General features: G+C 60.5%; 20 protein-coding genes and 1 tRNA gene. 3 read left to right on the forward strand and 18 right to left on the reverse strand.

Features of this window, described 5'->3' with window-relative positions; all coding sequences use genetic code 11:
- Window positions 1-18: 18 nt before the first annotated feature.
- Genes sohB through LVD10_RS02620 form a run of 4 tightly spaced genes read right to left on the reverse strand, consistent with a single transcriptional unit; the run spans window position 19 to window position 4395 of the window.
- Complete coding sequence (gene sohB, locus LVD10_RS02605; RefSeq protein WP_232942877.1) at window positions 19-1176, reverse strand: protease SohB; 1158 nt, start codon at window positions 1174-1176, stop codon at window positions 19-21.
- 21 nt (window positions 1177-1197) lie between these two features.
- Entirely contained in the window at window positions 1198-1848 is a 651-nt protein-coding gene (locus tag LVD10_RS02610) for a cation/multidrug efflux pump (RefSeq protein ID WP_232942878.1), read from the reverse strand.
- 17 nt (window positions 1849-1865) lie between these two features.
- Complete coding sequence (gene nudC, locus LVD10_RS02615) at window positions 1866-2684, reverse strand: NAD(+) diphosphatase (RefSeq protein ID WP_237061715.1); 819 nt, start codon at window positions 2682-2684, stop codon at window positions 1866-1868.
- 13 nt (window positions 2685-2697) lie between these two features.
- Window positions 2698-4395, reverse strand: coding sequence for a FimL-related protein (locus LVD10_RS02620; protein ID WP_232942880.1), 1698 nt, complete (start codon window positions 4393-4395; stop codon window positions 2698-2700).
- 322 nt (window positions 4396-4717) lie between these two features.
- On the opposite strand from LVD10_RS02620, the gene nhaB reads away from it, so the two are divergent.
- On the forward strand, window positions 4718-6271 hold the full coding sequence (nhaB, locus tag LVD10_RS02625) for a sodium/proton antiporter NhaB (protein ID WP_237061717.1): 1554 nt from the start codon (window positions 4718-4720) through the stop codon (window positions 6269-6271).
- A 37-nt stretch (window positions 6272-6308) separates the two neighbouring features.
- Here nhaB and dnaQ read toward each other — a convergent pair whose 3' ends face one another.
- The 3 genes from dnaQ to LVD10_RS02640 are packed head-to-tail and all read right to left on the reverse strand — an operon-like array spanning window position 6309 to window position 8289.
- Window positions 6309-7040 (reverse strand): DNA polymerase III subunit epsilon, encoded by a 732-nt coding sequence (gene dnaQ / locus LVD10_RS02630; RefSeq protein ID WP_232942882.1) that lies wholly within the window; start codon window positions 7038-7040, stop codon window positions 6309-6311.
- A 1-nt stretch (window position 7041) separates the two neighbouring features.
- A complete protein-coding gene (rnhA, locus tag LVD10_RS02635) occupies window positions 7042-7479 on the reverse strand; it encodes a ribonuclease HI (RefSeq protein ID WP_232942883.1) in 438 nt (145 codons plus the stop codon).
- 21 nt (window positions 7480-7500) lie between these two features.
- Entirely contained in the window at window positions 7501-8289 is a 789-nt protein-coding gene (locus tag LVD10_RS02640) for a class I SAM-dependent methyltransferase (RefSeq protein ID WP_237061719.1), read from the reverse strand.
- A 189-nt stretch (window positions 8290-8478) separates the two neighbouring features.
- Between LVD10_RS02640 and gloB the strand changes: the two genes are divergently transcribed.
- Both gloB and LVD10_RS02650 read left to right on the forward strand, forming a co-directional pair.
- Window positions 8479-9249: a hydroxyacylglutathione hydrolase gene (gene gloB / locus LVD10_RS02645; protein WP_232942885.1), complete on the forward strand. Its 771-nt coding sequence runs from the start codon at window positions 8479-8481 to the stop codon at window positions 9247-9249.
- 198 nt (window positions 9250-9447) lie between these two features.
- Window positions 9448-10998, forward strand: a complete 1551-nt coding sequence (locus tag LVD10_RS02650) for a LysM peptidoglycan-binding domain-containing protein (RefSeq protein WP_232942886.1) — start codon at window positions 9448-9450, stop codon at window positions 10996-10998.
- A 160-nt stretch (window positions 10999-11158) separates the two neighbouring features.
- On the opposite strand, the gene LVD10_RS02655 is transcribed toward LVD10_RS02650, so the two are convergent.
- The 11 genes from LVD10_RS02655 to LVD10_RS02705 form a co-directional block, all read right to left on the reverse strand.
- Window positions 11159-13030, reverse strand: a complete 1872-nt coding sequence (locus LVD10_RS02655) for a SurA N-terminal domain-containing protein (protein ID WP_232942887.1) — start codon at window positions 13028-13030, stop codon at window positions 11159-11161.
- 110 nt (window positions 13031-13140) lie between these two features.
- The gene (gene hbs / locus LVD10_RS02660; RefSeq protein WP_010132873.1) at window positions 13141-13413 is read right to left on the reverse strand and encodes a non-specific DNA-binding protein Hbs; all 273 of its coding nucleotides are present in this window, start codon (window positions 13411-13413) and stop codon (window positions 13141-13143) included.
- A 254-nt stretch (window positions 13414-13667) separates the two neighbouring features.
- Window positions 13668-16073: an endopeptidase La gene (gene lon, locus LVD10_RS02665; RefSeq protein WP_232942888.1), complete on the reverse strand. Its 2406-nt coding sequence runs from the start codon at window positions 16071-16073 to the stop codon at window positions 13668-13670.
- 392 nt (window positions 16074-16465) lie between these two features.
- The gene (gene clpX / locus LVD10_RS02670) at window positions 16466-17755 is read right to left on the reverse strand and encodes an ATP-dependent Clp protease ATP-binding subunit ClpX (RefSeq protein WP_232942889.1); all 1290 of its coding nucleotides are present in this window, start codon (window positions 17753-17755) and stop codon (window positions 16466-16468) included.
- Between the two features lie 152 nt (window positions 17756-17907).
- The gene (clpP, locus tag LVD10_RS02675) at window positions 17908-18549 is read right to left on the reverse strand and encodes an ATP-dependent Clp endopeptidase proteolytic subunit ClpP (RefSeq protein WP_232942890.1); all 642 of its coding nucleotides are present in this window, start codon (window positions 18547-18549) and stop codon (window positions 17908-17910) included.
- A gap of 183 nt (window positions 18550-18732) precedes the next feature.
- Window positions 18733-20046 (reverse strand): trigger factor, encoded by a 1314-nt coding sequence (gene tig, locus LVD10_RS02680; RefSeq protein ID WP_232942891.1) that lies wholly within the window; start codon window positions 20044-20046, stop codon window positions 18733-18735.
- A gap of 191 nt (window positions 20047-20237) precedes the next feature.
- Window positions 20238-20322: transfer RNA gene (locus tag LVD10_RS02685), tRNA-Leu, on the reverse strand.
- Window positions 20323-20515: 193 nt separating this feature from the next.
- The gene (fadA, locus tag LVD10_RS02690; RefSeq protein ID WP_232942892.1) at window positions 20516-21691 is read right to left on the reverse strand and encodes an acetyl-CoA C-acyltransferase FadA; all 1176 of its coding nucleotides are present in this window, start codon (window positions 21689-21691) and stop codon (window positions 20516-20518) included.
- 11 nt (window positions 21692-21702) lie between these two features.
- A complete protein-coding gene (gene fadB, locus LVD10_RS02695) occupies window positions 21703-23859 on the reverse strand; it encodes a fatty acid oxidation complex subunit alpha FadB (protein ID WP_232942893.1) in 2157 nt (718 codons plus the stop codon).
- Between the two features lie 248 nt (window positions 23860-24107).
- On the reverse strand, window positions 24108-24698 hold the full coding sequence (locus LVD10_RS02700) for a cupin domain-containing protein (RefSeq protein ID WP_232942894.1): 591 nt from the start codon (window positions 24696-24698) through the stop codon (window positions 24108-24110).
- 60 nt (window positions 24699-24758) lie between these two features.
- Window positions 24759-26615, reverse strand: a complete 1857-nt coding sequence (locus LVD10_RS02705; protein WP_237061721.1) for a beta-ketoacyl synthase — start codon at window positions 26613-26615, stop codon at window positions 24759-24761.
- Between the last annotated feature and the right edge of the window lie 130 nt (window positions 26616-26745).

A 26745-nucleotide genomic window follows, 5' to 3' on the forward strand; every position in this document is an offset into this window, starting at 1 on the left:
TCCAGCGGCTGCAGGGGCTTACTGGGCCTGGTGGCGCCAGGCTGCCAACCGCGACAGGAAGCGCATCAGCGCTGATTCGACACCGCTTTGTGCAGCCAGCCCCATCTTTTTGGCGATATTGGTCTTTTCCTTGTATTCGACCTCGTACAACGCGGCGTCCGCAGAGCGCCCGGTGAGATACTCATCGGAGGTTTTCAGCTCATCCACCAGGCCCAGGTCAATCGCACGCTGGCCGAACCAGACTTCACCGGTGGCCACTTTTGCGACATCGAGGCCGGGGCGGTACTCCGCCACAAAATGCTGGAACAGCGCGTGGATTTCCTCCAGGTCGCTCTGGAACTTCTCCCGGCCCTCTGCGGTATTCTCACCAAACATGGTGACGGTGCGCTTGAACTCCCCGGCTGTGAACAGCTCGTAGTCCACATCGTGGCGCTTGAGCAGCTTGTTGAAATTCGGCAGCTGCGCCAGTACACCGATGGAGCCCACCATGGCAAAGGGCGCCGCGATAATTCGGTCGGCGACACAGGCCATCATGTAACCGCCACTCGCGGCCACCTTGTCCACGGCGATGGTCAGGTGGATTCCCGCGGCGCGCACCCGTGCCAGCTGGCTGGCCGCCAGGCCATAGTTGGCCACCATGCCGCCGGGACTCTCGAGCACCACCACGACCTCATCACCTTTGTCAGCCACCTGCAGGATGGCAGTAATTTCCTCGCGCAGGTTGGTCAGTGCGCTGGCCTTGATATCACCATCGAAATGCACCACGTAAACCCGCGCAGGCTCTGCCGCGGCACCCGGGGCTGCAGCTTTCCCGGGCTGCCCGGCCTCCGCGTCTGCCTCAGCCTGCTCCGGCATATCGGCAAGCTCCGGGGCATTGCCACCCTTGCCTTTCTTTTCCGCCTTGTGCTTTTTGGCCAGTGCCTTGTCACGCGCCTTCTGCTCTTTGGCCTGCTGCTTCTTGCGCTGGGCAAAAGCGTGTTTGTCCAGTACCGCGTGCAGCAGGGCCTCTTTCATCTGCTCGTAGCGATCGTTGAGGTGCGTGACGCTGATATGGCCCTGCACCTGCTCTTTAAGGTGGGCGCGGTTGGCGACAATAAAACCAATGATGACCAGCAGGGCCACCACGATCGTTACCACTTTGGCCAGGAACAGGCCGTACTCACTGAGAAATTCCACTGAAACTCCAGATTAATCCGTTTACTGCCACTGCTCCATGGCGGACGTGGCCTGCTTGTTGAGCGGTCGCGCCAGCAACCCGGTATGGGAAATCTTCACCTCGTAGACAGCGCCATCCTCCATTGGCAGGAATGTCGCACTGCCGTAGACCGTGTCCACAAGGGGCAGGCGCGGGTCGATATCCCGCAGCAGCTTCCAGACGTCGACCCCGTAATTACTGCCGTTAAGCTGGTGTACCGTGCGCTGTTTTTCGCGTTCATCCTGGAGCGTCAGGTAGCGCCCGCTGAGGCGATCGAGGCGATACGCCGGCTTGATGCCCCAGCGGGACAGCGGCCCCTTCCACTTGAGCATGCGCGCGTCCAGCTGCCACTGGTCACCGCTCAGCTGGAATTCCTGGGTGACGCCGTCGGCGTCGGCAAACTTCACCATGAACTGCTGTTCTTCGAGTTCCTCAAATGACACGGTGCCGACACTGTGCTCATCGGCCAGGTTGCGGTAACTGTATACGTCCGCCGCCACCAGCACGATCATTAGGGCCGCGCCGAGCAGCGCCAGCCCCACGGTGCCGCGAATAAAGCCCAGTAGCCAGGTGCCCTTCAACAGCACCTTGCCACCCCAGAAAACCAGCAGCAAAGCGATCAGCGCAATCAGGAAGGTGATGGCGATATACATGATTTTCAATGCTCCGTTTAATCTGACTTCGCGTTTGCCGCACTGACAAAACCCCGGATCAGCTGCCCTGACAGGGTCTGCGGGGGCGGTATCTCCGCCGGCAGGTCACGGTAATGAAACCAGTGCGCCTCGGCGATTTCATCCAGGTCCGGTGCCAGTTCGCCGGCCACCCAGGGAACGGTGTAACCGAGCATTAACTGCCCCGGAAAGGGCCAGGGCTGGCTGCCGATATAGTATGGGTGGCCAACCCGCAGGCCCACCTCTTCATGCACTTCCCGCGCCACTGCCTGTTCTGCGCTTTCCCCGGGCTCGATAAAGCCCGCAAGCGCGGTAAAGAGGCCATGCCGGTGATGGGAATGCCGGGCCAGCAGGCACTCTTCCCCACGCGTCACCAACATGATGACACAGGGTGAGATCCGCGGGTATACCGACAACTGGCACTCGGGGCAGACACGCGCGCGCTCCCCTCCCGGGGACAGCGTAGTGGCCGACCCGCAACGACCGCAGTAGCGATGGTCTGAATCCCAGTTGGCCACCTGCATCGCGCGCCCGGCGAGATAGAACATTTCCTCATCGACCATCCCGAGCAGGGACCGCAGGCCACGCCACTCGCTACCAGGCACGTCGATGCGGGCCGAGAGCAGGTGGACCCCACAGGCTTGTCCTGACAATTCACCGAGATAGTGGGAGGCGAGCAAGAGGTCTGCGGGCAGGTCGAGGTGGGCGTGAACAAAGGAGCTGCCGGCACACAGGAGCTGGCCGCCGGCAACCACGATATGGCACGACAATTGGGGTTGGGGACCCGGCTGGGCCGCGGGGACAAAGCTTTGGTTCACTGCGCGCGACCGTTCAGGCCGCCTCCACCGGGTAACCCAGCGCCTCGAGGCTCTCGAGTGCCAGCTTCAGTGATTCGGGATCAGCCTTGCGGTGCATCTTCACCTCACCCAGGTAATACTCGAGACTGATGATGGCGTCGGCAAAGGTATCGAGTGCCTGCTCGATCTCGGGCACCGCCTCGCGCTGCTGCATCACTGTCTCGACAAAATCGATCAGTCGCTCGGTCACACCGGAAGCACGGGAAAGGTTCAGCACGATCAGGCCGCCGCGAACCGAGTTCAGGGTGGTGGAAACATTGCGGATATGCCCGTAGTCATAGTCTGACTCGGCGTAGGACGCCAGCGCACGCTTGATCAGGGAGAGCCCGGCCTCGGCCTCTTTCAGGACCGCCATCTCGGCTTCCGCCAGCTGGCTCATTTCCACCGCGGCATCCGCATGGCCGAACTCATCCACATCAATGCTCGAACTCTGGCGCAGCGCGCGAATGGCATTATCAACCTGCAGCACCTGTTGGGTCAGCTTCTGCAGCGCGGCCTCGCCCGCTGCTCCGCTGACGCGGGCATCAGAGCGAAACTCCTGTACGGCCTTGCCCAGGCCCGAACCCACCTTGTGGAAGTTCAGCATCAGCAGGATACTGGAGATTCGCTGCAGGTCGCCCATCAGGCCCTCGTCCTCGCACAGGCCGGCAACGCCCAGGGTCTCCACATCATCCAGCATGCGGCGCACGCCGGCGAGCTCCTCGTCCAGCGCCGTTGCCACGGCGGCAATTGCAGTGGCCCCGGGCCCCCCTAGGCTGGCGCGTTCACGCTCCAGCTCCGCTTCACCGTAACCGAGCGGAGACACATTGAACGCCTCCAGGATACGTCCGCCCTGCCCCCGCGGCGAAGATAATGCCAGCCAGTACAGGCTTTCCTTCAGCAACACCCCGGGCGGTGCCTGGTCCAGGGCCTTGTCGCCCTCCCGCTGCAGGGCACGCAGGCGTCGGTCAAACATGCTGAAAACCATTACCCGCGAGCGGCTGATATGCATCTTGCTGGAAGCCATCCCGGCCAGTGCCGCACCGGCAACCGCCCACAGCTTACCGATCGGCCGGCCCGCCGATACGCTGGCGACACGCTGCAGCGCGCGGGCCATCATGGTATAGGCAGGCTGGCAGGGCTTGCCCTGCAACAGCGCCAGCAGGCCCACCTGGTACATGTGCCGGAACCGGCGAACGAAATTGCGCAGGTCCTCTGACATAACGGCAGACGACACCGCCCCGGGCACATTGCCCTCCAGGCGGCACTGGAAGAAATGGCTCTCCGGCACAGGAGGCTCATTGCGGGCGGCCCGGAGGTGATTGATGTAGGGAATCAACAGCTCCGGACGGGCAACACCGCGGTGCTGCACAAAATCAAGATAACGGGTGATCACATAGAAGGAGGTACTCAGTGCTTCCAACACCTCCGTAGGGGGTTGCTGGGTGGCGGCCTCCAACTCATTGAGGGCGCCGAGCATTTCCTGGGCGAGAAGCTCCGCCCCCTTGAGCTGCACCATCTGCAGCACGCCGCAAATCTGGCGCACCGCCCCCATACAGGACTCCAGCGACTGGCGGTTTCCCGGGTCCACCGCAAACTGGTCCAGCTGCGCAGCGGCACTGTCGACGGCCGTCACCAGTTCTTCCTTAACCAGGTTCACCGAGGTTACATTGATTTCGCGCGATTCTGTCACTGCTTAATGTCGCCTTTTATCTCATCAACATGATTATTTTCTGACCGCCTACAGGCTTCCCGGCCCGTGGTGGCTGGCCAATTTATACTAAACTCATCGAGATTCCACTATCGGGGTGGCTATTTCCATCGATCAATCGACATTTCCGCCCCTGCATCAATTGACAGGCAGTAGCCCCTGGTGAAATCAGGCTGTTCCGGGATTCCCGGGGCATCTCGCCGCCCAGCCAGTCGCCATCGAACAGCGTCACTGGCACAAGCTCTCAAAGCCCGGCAACAACCAGCCCTGCGACACGCCAGGGCCCGGGGAAGGATACGGATTGATGACCCGCCAGCCCGCCCGCGCCCCTGATCCCGCCAAGCGTCACACCGGCGACGGGCTCGGGCGCGCCTTCGCTGAAAACTTCCTCGGCGAGGCACCCGACTGGTACAAGCTCACTATTATCATCTTCCTGCTGGGCAACCCGTTGCTACTGTTACTCGCCGGCCCCTTCGTGACCGGCTGGGTGTTGATCGGGGAGTTTATTTTTACACTGGCAATGGCCCTGAAATGCTACCCGCTGCCGTCAGGCGGGTTGCTCGCCATCGAGGCCGTCGTTCTGGGAATGACGTCCACCGACGCGGTTTTTCATGAAGTCATGGACAATATTGAAGTCCTGCTGCTCCTGATGTTTATGGTAGCGGGCATCTATTTCATGAAAAGCCTGCTGCTATTCCTCTTTACCAGAATCCTGCTCAGGGTCCGCTCGAAAACCCTGCTGGCATTGCTTTTCTGCGGTGTGTCGGCTGCGCTGTCCGCGTTCCTGGATGCACTGACGGTCACGGCGGTACTGATCGCGGTTGCCGTGGGCTTCTACTCTGTATACCACCGGGTCGCAAGCAATCGCCCGCACCACCACGACAGCCATGATCATTCATCCGACGAGCATGTGGTTGAGTACCATCGCGAGGACCTGGACCAGTTCCGGGCCTTCCTGCGCAGCCTGATCATGCACGGTGCCGTGGGTACCGCACTGGGCGGCGTGTGCACCATTGTCGGTGAACCGCAAAACCTGCTCATTGCGGAAAAGGCCGGTTGGGAGTTCCTGCAATTCTTCCAGCAGATGGCACCGGTAACCATTCCCACACTGTTCGCAGGCCTTGCAACCTGCGTTCTGGTGGAGAATATGAAAATCTGCGGCTACGGCGCACGACTGCCGGCGGCCGTGCGGGAGGTGCTGGACCTGTACGCCCACGAGCAGGAAAGGAAACGCGCGAAGCGCGATGTCGCGGAGCTATGGATACAGGGGGGCGTGGCCATATTGCTGGTTTTCGCCCTGGCTTTCCACGTGGCCGAGGTGGGCATTATCGGCCTGGTGGTTATTGTGCTGCTTACCTCCGCCAACGGCGTGGTGCAGGAACCGCGTATCGGCCACGCTTTTGAAGAAGCCCTGCCCTTCACCGCGCTGCTGGTGGTGTTTTTTGCCATCGTCGCGGTGATCCACGAGCAACACCTGTTCGAGCCGGTCACCCACTGGGTCCTGGCCATGGATGAGGAGCGACAGCCATCCATGCTTTTTATCGCCAATGGCCTACTGTCGATGATCAGTGACAATGTCTTTGTGGCAACAGTCTATATCGATGAGGTCAAGGGTGCGCTGGAGGCGGGCGAAATCAGCCGTGCGCATTTTGAGAAACTGGCGGTCGCCATCAACACAGGTACCAACCTGCCCAGCGTGGCGACACCAAACGGCCAGGCAGCCTTCCTGTTCCTGCTGACATCCGTCCTGGCGCCGTTGATCCGGCTGTCCTACGGTCGCATGGTATTGATGGCACTGCCCTACACACTGGTACTGAGTACGGTGGCCCTGGCCTGTATGGTCTGGGTTATTGGCTGAGCCGCCGGCCGCGGTAATCCGGCTCCCGGTAGCGGGATCACTTCCAGTAATGGGTTCCGGCGCTATCCTGCAGCAGCGCAAGCATCTCCTCGTGCGCCTGCACCTCTTCCGCGGACGCCGCAACTACTGTGAGAGGCTGCCGGTCGGCCGCCAGGCGGCGAATAGCCCCCGGAGCCAGCTGGTGATTGTCTTGCCCCGCTTCCCCTTCGGTGCCCTGGTCACCGCCCTGGGCAAGGGCCAGGTCCGTCTGCCCACCGGTCATGGTCAGGTAGACGTCGGCCAGGATCTCCGCGTCCAGCAGCGCGCCGTGCAGGTCTCGCTGGGAGTTGTCGACGAAGTAGCGCTTGCACAGTGCATCGAGGCTGTTCTTCTGGCCAGGGTGCTTTTCCCTCGCCATGGTCAGCGTATCCAGCACACCGCAGTGCGCCGCTACGCTCTGCCAGCGCGGACTGCCCAGCAGCTTCAGTTCCCAGTCAATAAAGCCGACGTCAAAGGGGGCATTGTGGATGACCAGCTCAGCACCCTCACAGAAGGACATGAACTCGTCAGCTATTTTGGCGAACACCGGCTTGTCGTGCAGGAATTCATTGGTGATGCCGTGCACTTCAATCGCGCCGTCATCCACCTGTCTTTCCGGATTGATGTACTGGTGGTAATGACGCCCGGTAGGCTTGCGATTGACCAGCTCGACACAACCGATTTCAATAATCCGGTGACCACTCTTGGGATCAAGGCCGGTGGTTTCTGTATCCAGGACAACCTGACGCATCTCAACTCTCCAGTTCGTCTATTCCGCGGTTGGCCAGCTCGTCGGCCCGCTCGTTACCGGGATCACCGGCGTGCCCCTTGACCCAGTGCCAGTGCACTTCGTGCCCGGCAATTCCCTCGTCGAGGGCGCGCCACAGGTCGGCATTTTTTACCGGTTTCCTGGCCGAGGTTTTCCAGCCATTCTTCTTCCAGGAATTAATCCAGCTGGTGATGCCCTGGCGCAGGTACTGGGAATCGGTATGCAGGTCGACACGGCAGTGCTGCTTCAGGGCTGCCAGTGCCTTGATTGCAGCCAACAGCTCCATACGGTTGTTGGTCGTATGGGCCTCTCCACCGTAGAGCTCTTTTTCCGCGTCGCCATGAATCAGCAATGCGCCCCAGCCGCCGGGACCAGGGTTACCCCTGCAGGCGCCATCGGTATAGATTGTTACTTGTTTCAATGTGACTGTTTTTTTCCGGGTTCAGCGTTTCGAATGGCCCCGGCGTGCGGCCACACGCGGGCTTGAGGGGACTGGGCGCAGTGCAGGTTTGCGCTCACCGCGCCACTGGATGCGCAGTGTTCGCATGCGCGCCACTTCTCTGCGCGCGACTATGATGTAAAACCCTCCCCAAGGCAAGTGCCAGCGCGCGCCCAGCCGCTCCATCCAGGCGGTGCGGGCGAGCAGTTCCCGGTGCTGCAGTGGCAGGCGGAAGAAGCCCCGCTCGACCCTGCTTGCCTGCAGGTCCAGCAGGTTCATCCAGTCCTCAAGCCGCGCGGCCCGCAGGTGGTTACCCTGCTGCATGGCAGCGCGGGAAAAGATCAGGCGTGACGCCCCGAGCAGCGAGAACGGGTTGAACCCCAACAGCACCAGGTGGCCACCGGGTATCAGTACCCTCGCGGCCTCACGGAGTACCTGGTGGGGATGTTCGGAGAAATCGAGCAAATGGTGAAGCACCGCAACGTCAATCGATTCCGATGGCAGCGGCAGCTGCTCAAACTCCACCAGTGCGGCACCGCGCTGGCGCGGTGTCGGGGTCAGCCTGAAACAGTGATTGATACGGCTGCAGGCGGCGAAGTCGATAGTATCTGTCACACCCGCCTGCATCAGGTGATAGCCAAACAGGCCCTCTACCAGCGGCTGTGCCAGGGCCAGCTCCTGGGAGAGGATTTCCTGCCCCAGGCCACTCTCGAACCACCGGGCAACGTCGGCGCAGGACTGCGCCAGGCTGCTCGCCCCGGTACCCTGCCTGCCTCGTGACTTGTTTCCCATTGGTTCCCCGCGTGCATTTCTAGTTCCCGTCCCGGACGCCAGCCGCAACAGGCTTGCACAGGACCTGAGAGGGCGCAACCTGTTCCCGGAAGAACTGGATTTGCGACAACAGTGTGCTCGGCACCATCGCCACGGCACACCCGTTACACTATGTTATCGTTACCCATCCAAGATTAACCGGCGAGAACCATGCTCACAATATCTCCCATCCCGGCGTTCAATGACAATTACATCTGGCACCTGGAACGGGACGGCGAGCACTGGGTGGTGGACCCCGGCGATGCACGCCCGGTCATCGACGCCCTTGGCTCGAACAGTCTCGCAGGTATCCTGATCACCCATCATCACCTGGACCATACCGGCGGTGTGGCAGAGCTGAAAAATCGTTATGACTGCCCGGTTTTCGGGCCCGGCTCCATCGAGGGCGTCACCGACAGCCTCGAGGACGGCGACCAGTTCCGCGTGCTGGGCTGCCCGGTGCGTGTGATCTCCGTACCCGGGCACACCCTGGATCACCTGGCACTGCTGATGGACGACGACACTGGCGGCGGCCTGCACCATCATCTCTTCTGTGGCGACACCCTGTTCGCAGGGGGTTGTGGACGCCTGTTCGAGGGCACGCCTGAACAGATGTACGCCTCACTTTCCCGCCTGGGTGCCCTGCCACCCGAGACCCTGGTCTACTGCGCACACGAATACACCCTGGCCAACCTGCGCTTTGCCTCGGCGGCCGAGCCGGGCAACAGCACCCTGCAGAAACGCATCTCAGAGACAGAGTCCCTGCGCGCCCACGATCGCGTTACCCTGCCCTCCACGATCGGTGAGGAGCTGGCCACCAATCCCTTCCTGCGCTGCCATATTCCCGCCCTCGCTCGCTGCGCGAGCAATCACGGCGCCGACGACAACCCCGGCGAGGTCGAAGTGTTTGCCAGCCTGCGCCAGTGGAAGGATAATTTTTAACCAACCCGATCCTTCCATATGGCAGCAAAATAGTTTGTTTATTCCTTAATCAATGCATTTTGCGCAAAAACTAGCCAGTTTCCATTGACCGAAACCTAAACAGCTCTTTAGAATCAGAACATTAGAAAGAAAAGCTCAGGTCCAATAGCAATTTAAACGCCTGGGCTCTCAGAATGCACAAAACTTGCGGAAACCGGCATGGTTCACAAAAAACTGGCTGTTGCTGTATTGGCAGCAACAATGGGGGCCTGCGCGCAAATTGAGGATCAAGATGCGCAGCAGGGGAATTCACCAGAGGAATGGGAAGGAACCCATGTACAGGCAGAACCAATAGACCCGACGCCGACAATGGAGAAGGCCCTGCCGCCGGTCGATATCTGGGACCGTCTGCGGCGCGGCTTTAACCTGGCGCGACACACCGAGCATCCCAAAGTCCGCGACTACATCGCTTACTATTCGCGGAACGAAGGCTACATGGCCCGGGTTACCGAGCGCTCGCGGCGCTATATCTTCCATATTGCCGAGCAACTGGAAGCCGCCAACCTGCCGATGGAGCTGGCGCTGCTGCCCATTGTCGAGAGTGCCTACGACCCGTTTGCCTACTCCCATGCCAGCGCTTCCGGGATGTGGCAATTCATTCCCGCCACCGGTCGATCTTTCGGCCTGCACCAGAACTGGTGGTATGACGGCCGGCGTGATGTGGCCGCATCGACCCGGGCAGCCATCAAGTACTTTGCCTACCTGAACAAAAAGTTTGACGGCGACTGGGCACTGACCCTGGCGGCCTACAACGCCGGCGAAGGCACCGTGCGCAGGGCCCGTGAACGCAACGCCCGTCGCGGTAAGGGCACCAGTTACTGGGACCTGCCACTGCCGCGGGAAACCCAGCGATATGTGCCCCAGCTGCTGGCACTGGCGGAGGTTATCTCCCGCCCCGACCACTACCGGGTCCCCCTGCACGACGTCGCCAATGAGCCCTACTACACCGCGGTTGATGTGGGCAGCCAGATCGAACTGGCGCAGGCGGCACAACTGGCGGATATCGAAATTGAAGAGCTGCAGCTGCTGAACCCGGGCTTCAGCCGCTGGGCGACCGACCCCAACGGTTCCCACCAGCTGCTGATCCCGATCTCCAAACGGGACCAGTTCGTGGCCGCCCTGGCCGAGATCCCTGAAGAGCAACGGGTCAGCTGGGAGCGCTATCGCATCGTGCGTGGCGACAACCTCTCGACTATTGCCCGCCGCTACGAGACCTCAATTGAGGCGATCCGCCAGGCCAACAACCTGCGCGGCAATAATATCCGTGCGGGTAAGACCCTGCTGATCCCCCGGGCATCCGGAGCCAACGGCCAGTACGCCTACGCGCTGGACCAGCGTGTGGGTGGCGGCAAGAGCGGTTCCGGCAGCCGCAAGACCAACTATACCGTGCGCCCCGGCGATACCCTGTGGGGCATTGCCCGCACCCTGGGCGTCAGCGTGCGCCAGCTGGCCAGCTGGAATGATATGGCCACTGGCGAGACCCTGCGCCCGGGCCGCAACCTGGTGGCGTACAGCGGTGCGGGATCCAGCGGCTCTGCTACCCGGAAACTTTCCTACCGGGTACGCAGCGGCGATTCGCTCTACCGCATCGCCAGGAAATTCAGCCTTGAGATCGATGACATCCTGCGCTGGAACAAGCTGAGCAGATCAAGCTATCTCCAGCCCGGCCAGCAGCTGACCCTGTTCGTCAACGGCGCCAGCAGCGGCTGAGCACTCCAGGCCAACTGACTGAAACCCGGCTCCGGCCGGGTTTTTTATTGCATGCCACTCGCGCAGCAATTCGCAACAGCGCAACAGCCGGCGGGCCTCCAGGCATAAAAAAACCCGGCCGGAGCCGGGTTTTTCACACTGGCAGGATTTTGCCCTGGCGTCAGTCCGACGCCTCCACCAGTTCAATATCAGCCTGCTCGGCGAGGTACTTCTGCACCGCCGCGAGTTCGGCACTGCCACTCATGGCCGCCAGCTGCTGCAGCAGCGCCGAGCGCTGCTCGGGGCTCTGGCGGGACAGGTCGCCCTCCCGCACATCGCGCAGTTGCAGCACCACCTGGTCCCCACTGCCGGTGGCAAAGGTCTTTACCTTTCCGGACTCCGGCATGGCAAACGCCGCCTCGACGATCTCACCACGCTGGCCGAAGCCACCACGGCGAGTCTTGTCGCTGGTTTCCAGTGCCAGTTCGCGCTCTTCTGCGAGCTCGTCAAATGGCTTGCCCGAACGGAGCTCCTCGCCGATCGCCTCAGCCTTCTCCGCCAACTGGGCGCTTGCCTTTTCACGCTTCAGCAGGTCCACGATCTGCTCCCGAACCTCCGCCAGCGGATAGATACCGGCAGGCTGGTGCTCGGTAACCCGCAATACTACAGAATGATCTTCGGTCAGGTTCAATACATCCGAGGTGTTGCCATCGAGCATGACTTCCGGTGCGAATGCCGCCGCAACCACCTGTTCGTTGGCTGCGACGCCGGGACCACCTTCGCGACCAAACAGCGGTGCCTGTTGCAGCGGTACCCCCAGTTCCTCGGCGGGTCCGGCCAGGGTTTCCGCGTTGTAAGCCAGGTCCGCCAGACGGCCCAGCGCGGCAACGAATTCGCGTTCCGCCTCGGCATTGCGCAGCTGGGCGGTAATGGCGGCCTCGCGCTCCTCGAAAGTCGGGGGCTCGGCGCCTTCAATCTCCAGCAGTTTGATGAAATGAGTGCCGGCATCGGTGGTCACCGGGCCGGAAACCTGGCCTTCCTGCAGTTGCGCCAGTGCCTCCTCAAAAGCCTCCGGGAAAACCTCGCCGTCGGTGAACCCGAGATCGCCGCCCTCTTCGCTGGAGCCGACGTCATCAGAGTAAGTCCTGGCCAGTTCGGCAAAGTCCTCACCAGCATCAAGCTTTGACTGGATCTCCGCTACTTTGGCCTCATCGGCCTCCTCCAGCAGGATGTGTGCCGCGCGGCGACGCTCACTGGCCTGGAAGGTAGCGGCTTCCTGCTCGTACTGGGCACGCACATTCTCGGGCGACACTTCAATATTCCCGGCGAAAACCTCGGGCTTCAGCTCGATATACTCGATCGCAACCTGCTCCGGCCGCTGGAACTGAGCCTGGTTCTGGTCGTAGTACTCCTGTACTTCGCTGTCAGCTACTTCAATGCCCTCAAGCATTCCGGCCACCGGCAGTACCACATAATCGAAATCGCGCTCCTCCATGGAAATCTCGACCACCTGCTCGGCGTCGGCGCGCGTGGCAAAGGCTGTACCGCTGACACCGTCTGCATATTGCTGCAGGACCAGGTCACGCTCCATCACCTGGCGAAAGTTGGCGGGGCTATAGCCCATCCGGCGCAGGGAATCCCGGAACACCTGCGGGTCGAATTTGCCATTCACCTGGAATGCCGGAATCTGCACAGTCTCCCTGTCGACAGCGGCGGCACTCATGACCATTCCACTGTCCTGGGCTGCCTGGCGCAGGACCGAACTGGTGACCAGTTGCTGAAGTACGGGGCCACGCAGGCGCTCGTCGGTAAGCAGGTCCGCAGGGGCATTGTCGCCATACTGGCTCATGATCATATTGCGGCGATTCTGGATCGCACGTTGCAGATCCAGGTTGGTAATCTTTTCACCATTGACTTCCGCCACTTCATCGGTGGCACCACCACTGGCACCGGTGAAAAAATCAATTCCCCCAATGACCATAATAAAACCGAAAAAACCGGCAACAATAATCGCCGCCGTGCCTTTCAGGTTGTCGCGCATGGACTGAAGCATGCTCAGCTCCGAAAAATAACTCTGTGAAATTTATATGAATCAGAAACAAAAAAGGCGCATCCCAGCGATACGCCTCCTTGAAGCTGTGAACCTCTGGGGTCCCAGGCCTCTTAGTTTACTGCGTCCTTCAGGGCTTTGCCGGCCTTGAAGTTCGGGATTTTGGCAGCGGCGATTTCGATCGGGTCGCCGGTGCGCGGGTTGCGGCCGGTGCGTGCAGCACGCTCTTTAACGGCGAAAGTGCCGAAACCTACCAGTGCAACCTGATCGCCTTTCTTCAGGGCGTCAGTGATGCTGTCTACCATCGCGTCCAGAGCACGTCCAGCTGCTGCCTTCGGAATATCTGCAGATGCGGCAATTGCTTCAATCAGTTCGGACTTATTCACGCTTAATCCCTCTGTTCTTTTCTAGATATGTATCGGGGACCCCATGCCGGGATCCCTCTGCGTTCGAGCCTTGGCTATCGGCGATTTGCGCGCCGATCAATAAGCCACGTGTTATACCAACTGCCCGATAGCGGGTCAAGGAATCACGCGGGTTTCAGGGCAGTTGGGTATGAAAATGGGGCGACTGAACTGCAGTCAGATTATTTTTTAAGCGAACGCGGAGGTGGCTTCAGGCGCCACCTCGCGAACATTTTTTAGTGCGTCTGTACCTGGCGCTGGGAACGCTCCTCGGCGCGCTTCTGCAGTGCTGAGTACTCCTCATCGGTCAGGGACTGGGGCTTGTGCTCCAGGGCCAGGTCCAGCACCTGGTCGATCCACTTGACCGGCTTGATCACCAGGTCCTCGAGGATATTGTCTGGGATGTCCTTGAGGTCCCGCTCGTTATCCGCCGGTATCAATACCGTCCGGATACCACCGCGACGGGCGGCAAGCAGCTTTTCCTTCAGCCCGCCGATTCGCAACACTTCACCGCGAAGGGTAATTTCGCCGGTCATGGCCACATCGGATCGAACCGGGATACCTGTCAGTACCGAAGCCACCGCCGTACACATCGCAATACCCGCTGACGGCCCATCTTTCGGTGTGGCCCCCTCAGGCACATGGATATGGAGGTCGCGCGTCTCGTTAAAGTCCGGCGCGATACCCAGTGACTGCGCGCGGGCCCGGACCACTGTCAGTGCTGCCTGGATGGACTCCTGCATCACATCACCGAGGGAGCCGGTCTTGATTACGCGACCCTTGCCCTGCACTGCAGAGGATTCAATGGTGAGCAGCTCACCACCGACCTCCGTCCATGCCAGGCCGGTAACCTGGCCAATTTTGTTTTCCTCTTCCGCCCGGCCAAAGTCGTACTTACGCACGCCCAGCAGGTCTTCCAGCTCCTCCGGCTGTACTACTGCCTTGCTGGTGGTGGATTTCCGCACATGCTCGGTGACGATCTTGCGGCAGATTTTCGCGATCTCCCGGTCCAGTCCGCGCACACCCGCCTCACGGGTGTAGTAACGGATGATGTCCTTTACAGTGTCGTCCGACAGCTGCAACTCGTCTTCCTTCAGGCCATTGGCCTTGCGCTGCTTCGGCACCAGGTAGCGCTGGGCAATATTAAGCTTTTCGTCCTCGGTGTAGCCGGGCAGCCGGATAACCTCCATACGGTCGAGCAACGGCCCGGGGATGTTCATGGAGTTGGACGTACAGACGAACATGACATCGGACAGGTCGTAATCAACCTCCAGGTAATGGTCATTGAAGGTCTTGTTCTGTTCCGGATCCAAAACCTCCAGCAGTGCCGACGCCGGGTCGCCACGCTGGTCCATACCCATCTTGTCCACCTCGTCGAGGAGGAACAGCGGGTTTTTCACCCCGACCTTGGAAATTTTCTGGATCAGCTTACCGGGAAGCGACCCGATATAAGTGCGGCGGTGGCCACGGATTTCCGCTTCATCGCGCACCCCACCCAATGCCATGCGTATATATTTGCGATTGGTGGCGCGGGCAACTGACTGACCCAGCGAGGTTTTACCTACCCCGGGCGGGCCCACCAGGCACAGGATTGGCCCCTTCACTTTCTTGACCCGCTTTTGCACCGCGAGATACTCGAGGATACGCTCTTTTACTTCCTCGAGACCGTAGTGATCCTTGTCCAGGATTTCTTCGGCCTTCTTAAGGTCATGGCGGACACGGCTGGCCTTTTTCCACGGTACGCTCAGCATCCAGTCGATATAACTGCGCAGTACCGAAGCCTCGGCCGACATCGGCGACATCATCTTCAACTTTGCCAGCTCGGCGCGGGTCTTCTTCTCCGCTTCCGCGCTCATGCCAGACTCGGCAATCTTGTGTTCGAGTTCCTCGATCTCGTTCGGCTCTTCCGTGATTTCGCCAAGCTCCTTCTGAATGGCCTTCATCTGCTCATTCAGGTAGTACTCGCGCTGGCTCTTCTCCATCTGCTTTTTGACGCGGCCACGGATCCGCTTCTCTACCTGGATCAGGTCGATCTCGGAATCCATCAGGCCCAGGAGGGTTTCCAGCCGCTCCTTCACACTGGACGTCTCCAGCAATTCCTGCTTCTGCCCCAACTCCAGCGACATATGCGCTGCAATGGTGTCGGCAAGCCGGCCTGGCTCGTCAATTCCAGACAGGGAGGTGATTACCTCATTCGGAACCTTCTTGCTGACCGAGACGTACTGCTCAAACTGCCCCATGGCAGAGCGAACCAGGGCTTCCGCCTCCGCTTCCGGCAGTTCCTCGGTCTCAAGCGTCTCTACGCTGGCGCGGTAGTGCCCATCTCCCTCGGTGATGTCGAGGATATTGACACGGTGACTGCCCTCCACCAGCACCTTGACGGTACCATCGGGCAACTTGAGGAGCTGCAGCACGCTCGCCACAGTGCCGACGCGGTAAACGTCTTCGGCACCTGGATCATCCTCGGATGCCTGGCGCTGGGCGACCAGCAGCACCTGCTTGTCGGTGCGCATGGCTTCTTCCAGCGCATCGATAGATTTTTCCCTGCCCACAAACAGCGGAATCACCATATGCGGATAGACGACAACATCGCGCAGCGGCAGCAGCGGAAACTCTTGTTTGGTGTCGGATGGCTGATCCATAGAACTCCTCTCGGCCCGATCACTGGCTATTCAGTCGCGCCACGGATGGCTGCAACGCAAAACTTGGTCCGCCTTTCAGCGGGATAGGCTAGAGATGGGGTAAAGTTGGCCACATTACAAGGGCCGGTCACGGGGAAATTTCCCCCAGCCACTCCCGGCTGCCCACCAGCTTGCCCTGACCGTTAATAATATAGGGATAGTTGCCGATTAACGGGAATATATCTCACCCTTCCCCACAGGCCGCAAAACTCCTCGCGTCATTCCACCCACCCTGCTCGCGCAGCAGCCACTTGTCGGGATACGGATTGCAGTACTGACAGGATCAATTAACCACACAAATCGAGCGGGCATAAAAAAAGCCCCGGACGGGGCTTTTCGGCTTGCGGCACCGGTTACTCTTCCGGTGCCGCCTTCTGTGAAGTGGATTCGTTGCTCTCGTACACCAGCAGTGGCGCGGATTCTCCCTTGATGACCGCTTCGTCGATCACCACCTTGGCGACATTGTCCATTGATGGAATGTCATACATGGTTTCGAGCAAAACGGACTCCATGATCGAGCGCAGTCCACGGGCGCCAGTCTTGCGCTCCATGGCCTTGGCGGCGACCGCGTCCAGGGCGTCGGGCCGGAAGTCGAGCTCCACCCCTTCCATCTCGAACAGCTTCGAATACTGTTTGGTCAGGGCATTGCGGGGCTCGGTCAGGATCTGCACCAGCGCCGGGCCATCAAGCTCTTCCAGCGTCGCGGTGACTGGCAGGCGACCTACGAACTCGGGGATCAGGCCATAACGCACCAGGTCCTCGGGTTCCAGGTCGAGCAGTATTTCACCGAAGTTGCTGTTGCTGTCCTTGGATTTGACCTCGGCACTGAAACCGATACCACCCTTCTCAGAGCGGTCACGAATCACTTTGTCGAGACCCGCGAATGCGCCGCCACAGATGAACAGGATGTTACCGGTATCCACCTGCAGGAACTCCTGCTGCGGGTGCTTGCGGCCACCCTGCGGGGGAACTGACGCCACGGTACCCTCGATCAGCTTGAGCAGGGCCTGCTGTACGCCCTCACCGGAAACATCACGGGTGATCGACGGGTTGTCAGACTTGCGCGAGATCTTGTCGATCTCATCGATGTAAACGATGCCCTGCTGCGCCTTCTCCACGTCGTAGTCGCATTTCTGCAACAGCTTCTGGATAATATTTTCCACGTCCTCACCGACATAGCCGGCTTCGGTCAGGGTCGTCGCATCGGCAATGGTGAATGGCACGTTGAGCAGACGGGCCAGGGTCTCGGCCAGCAGGGTCTTACCGCTACCGGTGGGGCCCACGAGCAGGATGTTGGACTTGCTCAGCTCAACCTCGTCCTTGCCCTTCACCCCGGATTTGCTGCGGAGACGCTTGTAATGGTTGTAAACCGCGACCGCCAGCACGCGCTTGGCGCGCTCCTGACCAATGACGTACTGGTCGAGGATCTCGGTGATCTCCTTGGGCGTAGGCAGGCGACCCTCGGGGCCTTCCGAACTCTCCTGCACCTCTTCACGGATGATATCGGTGCAAAGTTCGACACATTCGTCGCAGATAAAGACAGACGGTCCCGCGATCAGCTTGCGTACTTCCTGCTGGCTCTTACCGCAGAATGAACAGTACAGCAGTTTACCGTTGTCTTCTCCACTGCTCTGGTCGGTCATCAAAATACTCCGTGCTCAGTCGGCCAGCCGGTGACCCGGCTTCTAACGTGGTTCTATAGCAAGATGCTGCCTTTCGGCGCGTTTTTCAAGCCTTTTGTCATTCGGGAATACGGACGATAAGGCGGACCAGATCGCCGGCCGCCCGGTCACCCCTACTTTTCGAGCCCCTGGCGGCGGGACAGGACATCGTCCACCAGGCCGTACTCACTGGCCTCATCCGCGCTCAGGAACTTGTCGCGCTCGGTATCGCGCTCTATCTCGTCGATGCTGCGGCCAGAATGGTGCGCCATCAGTTCGTTCAGGCGCTGGCGAATCTTGAGGATTTCCTGCGCGTGAATATGGATGTCGCTGGCCTGCCCCTGGGCACCGCCACTGGGCTGGTGGATCATTACCCGCGAATTGGGAGTCGCAAAGCGCTTGCCGGTGGCGCCAGATGCCAGCAGGAAAGCCCCCATGCTGCAGGCCTGGCCGATGCACATGGTGCTCACATCGGGCTTGATGAACTGCATGGTGTCGTAGATCGACAGGCCTGCAGTCACCGATCCCCCCGGCGAATTGATGTAGAGGTGAATGTCCTTGTCGGGGTTTTCCGCTTCCAGGAAAAGCAGCTGCGCCACCACCAGGTTCGCCATGTGGTCTTCCACGGGACCCACGAGAAAGATCACCCGCTCCTTCAAAAGACGGGAATAAATATCGAAGGAACGCTCACCGCGGGCAGTCTGCTCTACCACCATCGGCACCAGGCCGGAGGCTGAAGGTTCAATCGCGGAATGGGAATTATCAAAACGTGCCATAAATACCGTCGCTTCCTTTTTTGGCGTGTAAGGCGAGATGCGCAACTGGCGCGGGAAATCCACCAGCCACTGAAAATCGGGTTTTTCTGAGCTTAACCGGTCGGGCGCAAGAAAGCCAGTCGGTGAAAAAGGGGAAGGAGGGAGCCGGTGGTCGCGAGATGCGACCACCGGTAAAGGGGTCGATCAGCCCTGCTGCTGGGGCTTGATCACATCGTCGTAGGAGCTCTTCACTTCCTCGACCTTGGCCTTGTCCAGGACGAAGTCCACTACCTGGTCTTCCAGGACGACAGACTCGACACCAGACAGCAGCTCGCGGTTGCTGAAGTAGTATTCGACCACTTCCTCGGGCTGCTGGTAGGTAGAGGCCAGCTCTTCCACCTTGGCCTTCACGCGATCGGCATCGACGTTCAGCTCATTCTGCTTGACGATCTCACCGACTACCAGGCCCAGCACCACGCGACGCTTGGCCTGGTCCTCGAACATGGCATCCGGCAGCATCTTCTGCGCGTCTTCAGCCTTGATCTGGCCACCGAACTGCTGAACCATCTGGTTGCGCAGGGTCTGTACCTCGCCAGCGATCAGAGCAGCCGGGATCTCCACCTCATGCTTCTCGGCCAGCTGGTCCATTACCTGGGTCTTGACCTTGTTCAGAGCCGCGTTCTTCAGCTCGCGCTCCATATTGTTGCGCACTTCCTCGCGGAACTTCTCTTCGCCGCCTTCCTCGACGCCGTAGGCCTTGAAGAACTCTTCATCCAGCTCCGGCAGCTCCGGCTTCTCGGAGGACTTCACCTTGATGGTGAAGGTCGCTTCAGCACCGCGCAGCTCTTCCGCCTGGTAGTCTTCCGGGAAAGTGACCTCAATCTCTTTCTCTTCACCGGGCTTCATGCCCAGGATGCCGTCCTCGAAGCCCGGGATCATCTGGCCGGATCCCAGCACCAGCTGGTGATCCTCGCCCTTGCCGCCCTCGAACTCCTCGCCGTCCTTGCGACCGACGAAATCGATCACAACGCGGTCGCCCTTCTGGGCCTTGCGCTTGGTTTCCTTCCAGCCGGACTGCTGCTTGCGCAGTACGTCGATCATGTTGTCGACATCTTTGTCGGTCACTTCGGCTACCGGACGCTCGACAGTGATCTCGGCCAGGTCAGCCAGCTCCACTTCCGGGTAGACTTCGAAGGTCGCCACGTACTCCAGGTTCTCACCCGGTGCGGTCTGCTTGGCTTCAATGCTCGGCTGGCCGGCAGGCTTAACCTGCTCCTGCTGCACTGCCTCGTAGAAAGAGCGGCTCATCACCTCACCGAGGACTTCCTGGCGCACACCGGCACCGTAGCGCTGGCGAACAACTTTCATCGGCACTTTGCCCTTGCGGAAACCGTTCATACGTACGGTTTTGGCCGCCTGCTGGAGACGTTTATCCACTTCTTTATCGACGACTTCCGCCGGCAGGTTGACGGTCAGACGACGCTCCAGGCCGGAAGTTGTTTCGATGGAAACCTGCATCTTAATCCTCGTGAGACTCTCTGTAGTCGCGCCGCAGCGCCAGCTCGTGATGGCCGCCGGGCTCACCCGGTCGACCTCTCTCAGGCGCGGGCCGGAGCATGGGAGCACCGGGCCCGGTATACGCCAAATACAAACAGCCCGCGCCTCGCCACTGATCCAGGGCCGGCAAACGGACTGCGCTTAACATTGCTTGGTGGGGACGGGGAGACTTGAACTCCCACACCTTGCGGCACCAGAACCTAAATCTGGCGTGTCTACCAATTCCACCACGTCCCCGTGGCCACTGCCGCTAACTCATTGATATATATGCATTTTACTGCATTGACCCGAGGGCCCCGCGACAGGGGGAGCAGATTGTGCCACAGCCACCGGGGCGCTTCAACAAATTGGGGCCTCGCCGGGCCGCCACGCAGCCCCCACATGCAGAAAGGGCGCCCGAAGGCGCCCTCTCCACGTCTGGCTGGATCTATCAGACCCGCTCGACGATCGTGGTGATGCCCTGGCCCAGACCAATACACATGGTCGACACACCCAGGTTACCACCCTCGTTCTGCATCACGGACAACAGCGTACCGGTGATCCGCACCCCGGAGCAGCCAAACGGGTGACCCAGGGCGATGGCGCCGCCATACAGATTGACCTTGTCGTCCATCTTGTCCAGCAGGTCCAGGTCCTTCAGCACCGGCAGAGCCTGTGCCGCGAAGGCCTCATTCAACTCCACCTTGTCGATGTCGTCGATAGTGAGGCCCGCCTGCTTGAGCGCTTTCTTGGTGGAAGGCACCGGCCCGTATCCCATAATGGAGGGATCAACGCCCGCCAGGGTCATTTCGCGCACCTTGGCAATAGGCTCCAGCCCCAGCGCCTTGGCGCGCTCGGCGGACATTACCAGCATGACGGATGCGCCATCGGTAATCTGCGAGGAAGTACCGGCGGTCACCTGGCCATGCTTGGGATCGAACGCCGGCTTGAGCTGCGCCAGCCCCTCCGCTGTGGTATCCGGGCGGATGGTCTGGTCAGTCTCCACCAGGAAGGGTACGCCGTCCTCGTCGTGCCCCTCGATGGCGATGATCTCCCTGTTGAACTTGCCTTCCTTGGTGGCAGCGGCAGCGCGCTGGTGCGAACGGGCCCCGAATTCATCCATCTGCTGGCGCTGAATACCGTGCATCATCGCCAGGTATTCGGCGGTCATGCCCATGGAGCCGGCAGCCTTGGCCATATGGCGACCCAGCATCGGGTTGGGGCTGACATGCTCCATCATATTGAGGTGGCCCATATGCTCGACACCACCAACCACATATACATCGCCTACGCCGGCACGGATATTGGCGGCAGCAGTGTGCAGTGAGGACATGGAGGATCCGCACAGGCGGTTCACGGTCTGCGCCGGAATTGTGTGCGGCAGGCCGGCACGCAGCAGGATAAAGCGAGCCACGTTGAAGCCCTGCTCATCACGCTGCATCACGCAGCCCCAGATCAGGTCATCAATCTCAGCCGGATCCAGTTTCTCGTTGCGCTGCAGGAATTTCTTCAGCAGCTCCGCGGACATATCGTCCGCGCGCACATTGCGGTAAACGCCATTCTTGGAACGGCCCATGGCCGTACGGGCGTAATCGACAATTACGGCATCTCTGGGATCTAAACTCATCGAAACTCTCCTCACTTGTCGCCGTAGTAAGTAGTGCCGTTGGCGGCCATTTCGCGCATGCGCTCAGTGGGCTTGTACAGCTCACCCAGCTCGGCGTACTTGTCTGCCATCTTCACGAATTCATCCATACCGACCTTGTCCAGCCAGGCAAAGATGCCACCGCGGAAGGGCGGGAAGCCGATGCCGTAGATCAACGCCATATCGGCCTCGGCCGGTGAATCCACAATGCCTTCTTCCAGGCAACGGGCCAGCTCGGTAGCCATGGGGACCATCATGCGCTCGATGATCTCGTCCTTGTCGAACTCGCGGCGCTCGGCCACATGCGGCTTGAGCAGCTCGTAGGCCTCATCGGTAGCCACCTTCTTGGGCTTGCCCTTCTTGTCTTCTTCGTAGTTGTAGAAGCCCTTGTCATTTTTCTGGCCGTAGCGCCCGGCCTCGTACATGACATCGGATGCAGCTTTGAAGGTTTTGCCCATGCGCTCCGGGAAACCTTCTGCCATCACTTCCTCGGCATGGACACCGGTATCGATGCCAACCACATCCATCAGGTAGGCCGGACCCATCGGCCAACCCCAGCGCTCCATGACCTTGTCGACTTCCTGGAAGTCGGCACCGTCGCGGACCAGCATGGAGAAGCCGGCAAAGTACGGGAACAGGACACGGTTCACCAGGAACCCGGGGCAGTCACGCACTACAATCGGCTTTTTGCCCATCTTGTTGGCGAACGCCACCACGCGGGCAATGGCGTTGTCAGAGGTCTTCTCACCCCGAATCACCTCCACCAGCGGCATCTTGTGCACCGGGTTGAAGAAGTGCATGCCGAGGAAGTTTTCCGGGCGCTTCAGGGCTTCGGCCAGCTTGTCGATGGAAATGGTCGAAGTGTTGGAAGCGATCACGGTGTCGTCACTGACCTTGCCTTCCACCTCGGACAGCACCGAGTGCTTGACCTTCAGCTTTTCCACTACTGCCTCGACCACTACGTCGACGTCGTCGAAGCCGTCGTAGCTCAGGGTCGGCTCGATGCGGTTGAGGGTCTCGCCCATTTTTGCCGGCGTCATGCGTCCGCGGTCGACGAGCTTGGTCAACAGCTTGTTGGCCTCTTTCAGGCCCAGGTCGATGCCCTTTTGCTCGATGTCCTTCATCTTGATCGGCGTGCCCTTGTAGGCAGACTGGTAGGCGATACCGCCTCCCATGATGCCGGCACCGAGCACGGCGGCGCGCTCAATCTTCTTATCGGCTTTCTTTTCCCAGCCCTTGGCAACCTTGCCAATCTTCTGGTCATTCAGGAACAGGTTCACCAGCGATTCGGCGGTATCGGTCTGGGCGCACTCGATGAACTTCTGCTGCTCAATCTTCAGGGCCTCATCGCGGTCCACCTTGTAGCCCTGCTCGATGGACTCAACCGCCTTCACCGGTGAGGGGTAGTTGCGTCCGGCCTGCGCACCAACAAAAGCCTTGGTGGTGAAGAAGGCCATCATGGCCTCGGTGTCATTCAGGGGGATGGGCGATTTCTTGATCTCGCGGCGCGCCTGGTAATCCAGCTCGCCGTCAATGGCGCGACCCAGCAGCTTGAGCGCAGCGTCTTTGAGCTGGTCATTGGCAACCACCGCATCCACGGCGTGGGCGGTGAGGGCCGCATTCGGTTTCTGTTCCTTGCCGGCAGCGATCCACTCGGCCGCAACATCCACACCTACCACGCGCGGCAGGCGCACGGTGCCACCCCAACCCGGGATCAGGCCCAGCTTGACTTCCGGCAGGCCAACCTTGCCCTGGTCACCCATAACCCGGTAATCACACGCCAGGCAAACCTCAAAACCACCGCCCAGGGCGAAACCGTTGATGGCCACCACGGTGGGCACACCCAGGTCCTCCAGGCGGTTGAAGTTCTCGTTGTTCTTGTTCATCAGGTCGGCGATGCCTTCCGGGCCGGCCGAGAAAGCGCCGCCAAATTCGGTGATATCGGCACCGACGATGAATACACCCTTGCCACTGGTGAGCAGCACGCCTTTCAGGCCGTCCGCCGCCTCAATCGCGTCCAGTGCTTCGGAGAGCTCCCCCACAGTCTGGCGATTGAATTTGTTGACAGACTCCCCTTCAAGATTGAAGTTGAGCTCGGCGATGCCGTTGTCCAGCATCTGCACAGTTAGCGCTTTGCCTTTAAATAACATTGATTGACCTCTTGGATTCAGGGCACGGGTCGGCCCGGGGTCGAAGTTTTTCTGTGACCGGGTGAAGCGTACGCCAGGCAGTGACGCCTCACTCCATTTCGGTCAGCCAGCCCTAGTATAGCCAGATTCAAACATTCGTTTGAATACCATTTCTTACAAATTGGATGGCCCCACAAGTATCAGAGTTCAGAAATTCACCAACCAGTATCGACGCTGGCAAAAGGCACCGGCGCCAATGGCGAGACCGATCAGACACTGGGCGGTGAATTGGCAGTGACGAGAATACAGTCGCAGTCCCCGGGATTGCGAAAACGGTGCGGCCTGCGACTGCTGAAATAGTAGCCGTCCCCGGGCCCCAGGACGGCAACCTCGGCGCCCACCGTTACCTCCAGTTGGCCGGATACGATGACCCCGCCCTCCTCGCCCGCATGGCTCAGCATCTCCGGACCGGTGTCCTCGCCCGGCGGGTACACCTCGTAGAGAATGGACATTTCGCGCCCCTGGATCCCCGCGCCCACCAACCGGTACTGGATCACACCGGTACCCATGTCCGGCATTTCATCGGCACGAAAAAAAACCTGGGAGGAGTCGTCGAACTGCAGCGTAAAGAATTCCGCCAGCGACATGGGGATGCTGTCGAGCACCTTCTTGAGCGAGCCCACTGAGGGGCTTACCCGATTCTGCTCGATCAGGGAGATTGTGGCATTGGTGACGCCAGCCCGCTTGGCAAGCTCCCGCTGGGACCAGCCATGCATACTGCGCACGGCCTTGAGTCGCGAGCCGACGTCATCTCCATCCTTGAGGTCCGGCGGCTTTACCGCCGGTTCGCTTTCCGCCATAAGCCACCTGCCTGTTGCGTGGGATCAGTCTACGCCATTCGCAACCGGCAGCAACAGGCTTTAGCACATATCATCAAAAGGATTGTCAGCAGGGAGCTCTACGGGCTCCAGGCCCGGCAGGGTCATGCGCTCCGCAGACACCTCGATGGCACTCTCGTCCACCAGCCCCTCGCCGAAACGGTAAATCGCATTCAGGTCGCCCCGGGAAGCGCGGCGGTCGTATTCCAGCGCCCGTTCCTGCACTGCCTCATTGCGCTGGCGAGCCGCGGACAGGGCTTTCTCCCCATGCCGCCGGGCCAGCATTTTCTCCACCAGGTGCGGGGCGAGCACGCTCGCCGTGGCATTGTTGCCGCCGAAGCCCTTGGAGTTGAGGAAAGCGACATCCAGGGATTCCGGCGCCCGTTCGCGGTGCTCCAGTGAGATATCCAGGTGCTGGTGATGGACATCATCCGCCACCCTGTCGATGGTGGTGATCCCGGGCAGGATGCCCCGCCTGAACATACCCAGGCTGGTGATCAGCTGGTCGCCACTGGCGGCGGCCACTGTGTGCCCCAGGTATGCCTTGACCGCGCATACCGGCCAGCCTTCAATGCCGAAAGCGCCGGCTACCCGGTCGAAAATAGCGGACTCGGTGACGCGGTTCTGCGGCGTGCTGGATCCATGGGCCTGGACAAAGCTGCGCCGGCGCAGGCTCTCCTCGCCAACAATTGCCCGGGTTTCCGCCAGTGCACGGGCTACCGTGAGGTAATTACCGGGCCCGGGGGCGGAAATGGATTTTTTGGTGCCATCCGCGTTGACGAATACGTTGGCCACTGCACCGTGGATACTGGCACCCAGCTCCAGGGCCAGCTCATCATCCATCAGTATCGCCCACTGGCTGCCCTCACCGAGGGTAAAACCGCAGTTTTCCCCGAACGGCCGGCTCGCGCGACGGTAGTCGATTTCCCCCGGGAACAGCTTCCGCAGCCCGTCGACATTGGCCAGCGCCCCCATGGTGGTGTAGCCATCCACCACCTCGGGCACCAACGGGGCCTCGGCGGCACCCACCACGGCCACGCGTGCACGCCCGTGGCGAATATCCTCCACTGCCGCACGCAGGTTGTAGAGATAGGTGGCGCAGGCACCGGCAACCGCGCCGGTCGTACCCACACTACCCAGCACGTACGCGTTTACAAAGTCAGCAGGCATACTGGTCAGGCCCAGCGCCAGCTGCTTCGAGCTTACCCGTGTGCCGCGCAAGCGGGATTGCAACAGGCCGCCATTACCGTAGGGGTCAAGCTGGCTCATGGCGGAACTGGCGTAGACCGAGATTTTGTCGGGACCCGCCGCGGACACCACCGTATCCCAGTCGATTCCCAGGGACTGCACCGCATCGGAGGCGCCAAGGATCGCAAGCTGCAGGCCGCGGGGATGGAATCTGGAGTTATATTCCCGGGAGGGTTCAAAACCGGTGGGCAATTGCCCCGCCGAAGCCACCGGGATCTCCCGGTAACTGTCCAGCATCACTGACAGCCCGCTGCAGTGGACCCGCACCCTGCCCTCGCCCAGGGACTCAACCTGCCAATCTTCCGGCAACGGGTCCGGCAGCTGGCGGGCCGTCATCTCGAAGGTGAAACCCTCGGTGTTGCTGAGCTCTGCCGGCTGGTGATAGTGGCACTTGCGGTAGTCGTAGAAGCGCTGCTCCAGCTCCCGCACCAGGGTGCCGTCCAGCACGCGCCGCTCCAGTGCAGCATCGACGGGCTGCCCGGCTTCCTCGCCCTGGCGCAGGCCCATCAATGCGGCGAGGTCCGCCAGGGTATCGGCGCGCTCCGACGCTCCCAGGCTGTCGAGCACCAGGCGGTGATAGCCCCGGTGAAAGGAACTGCGTCCGGCGGGGTTGAAACCGCCAAATGCGGTGATGACGGGTAGGCGCTGCATCCTTACCTCCAGCTGCAAGGCTGAGAAATTGACTAAATTCGACGGTAGGTCAGTTTAGGGGGTGGCGAATCGGCCTCGTTATGGGCATACTGGCCAGCAAAATTGAGTATCTGGCCAGCGGCATCCCCGG

Source organism: Microbulbifer zhoushanensis (assembly GCF_021729055.1).
GTDB classification, from domain to species: domain Bacteria; phylum Pseudomonadota; class Gammaproteobacteria; order Pseudomonadales; family Cellvibrionaceae; genus Microbulbifer; species Microbulbifer zhoushanensis.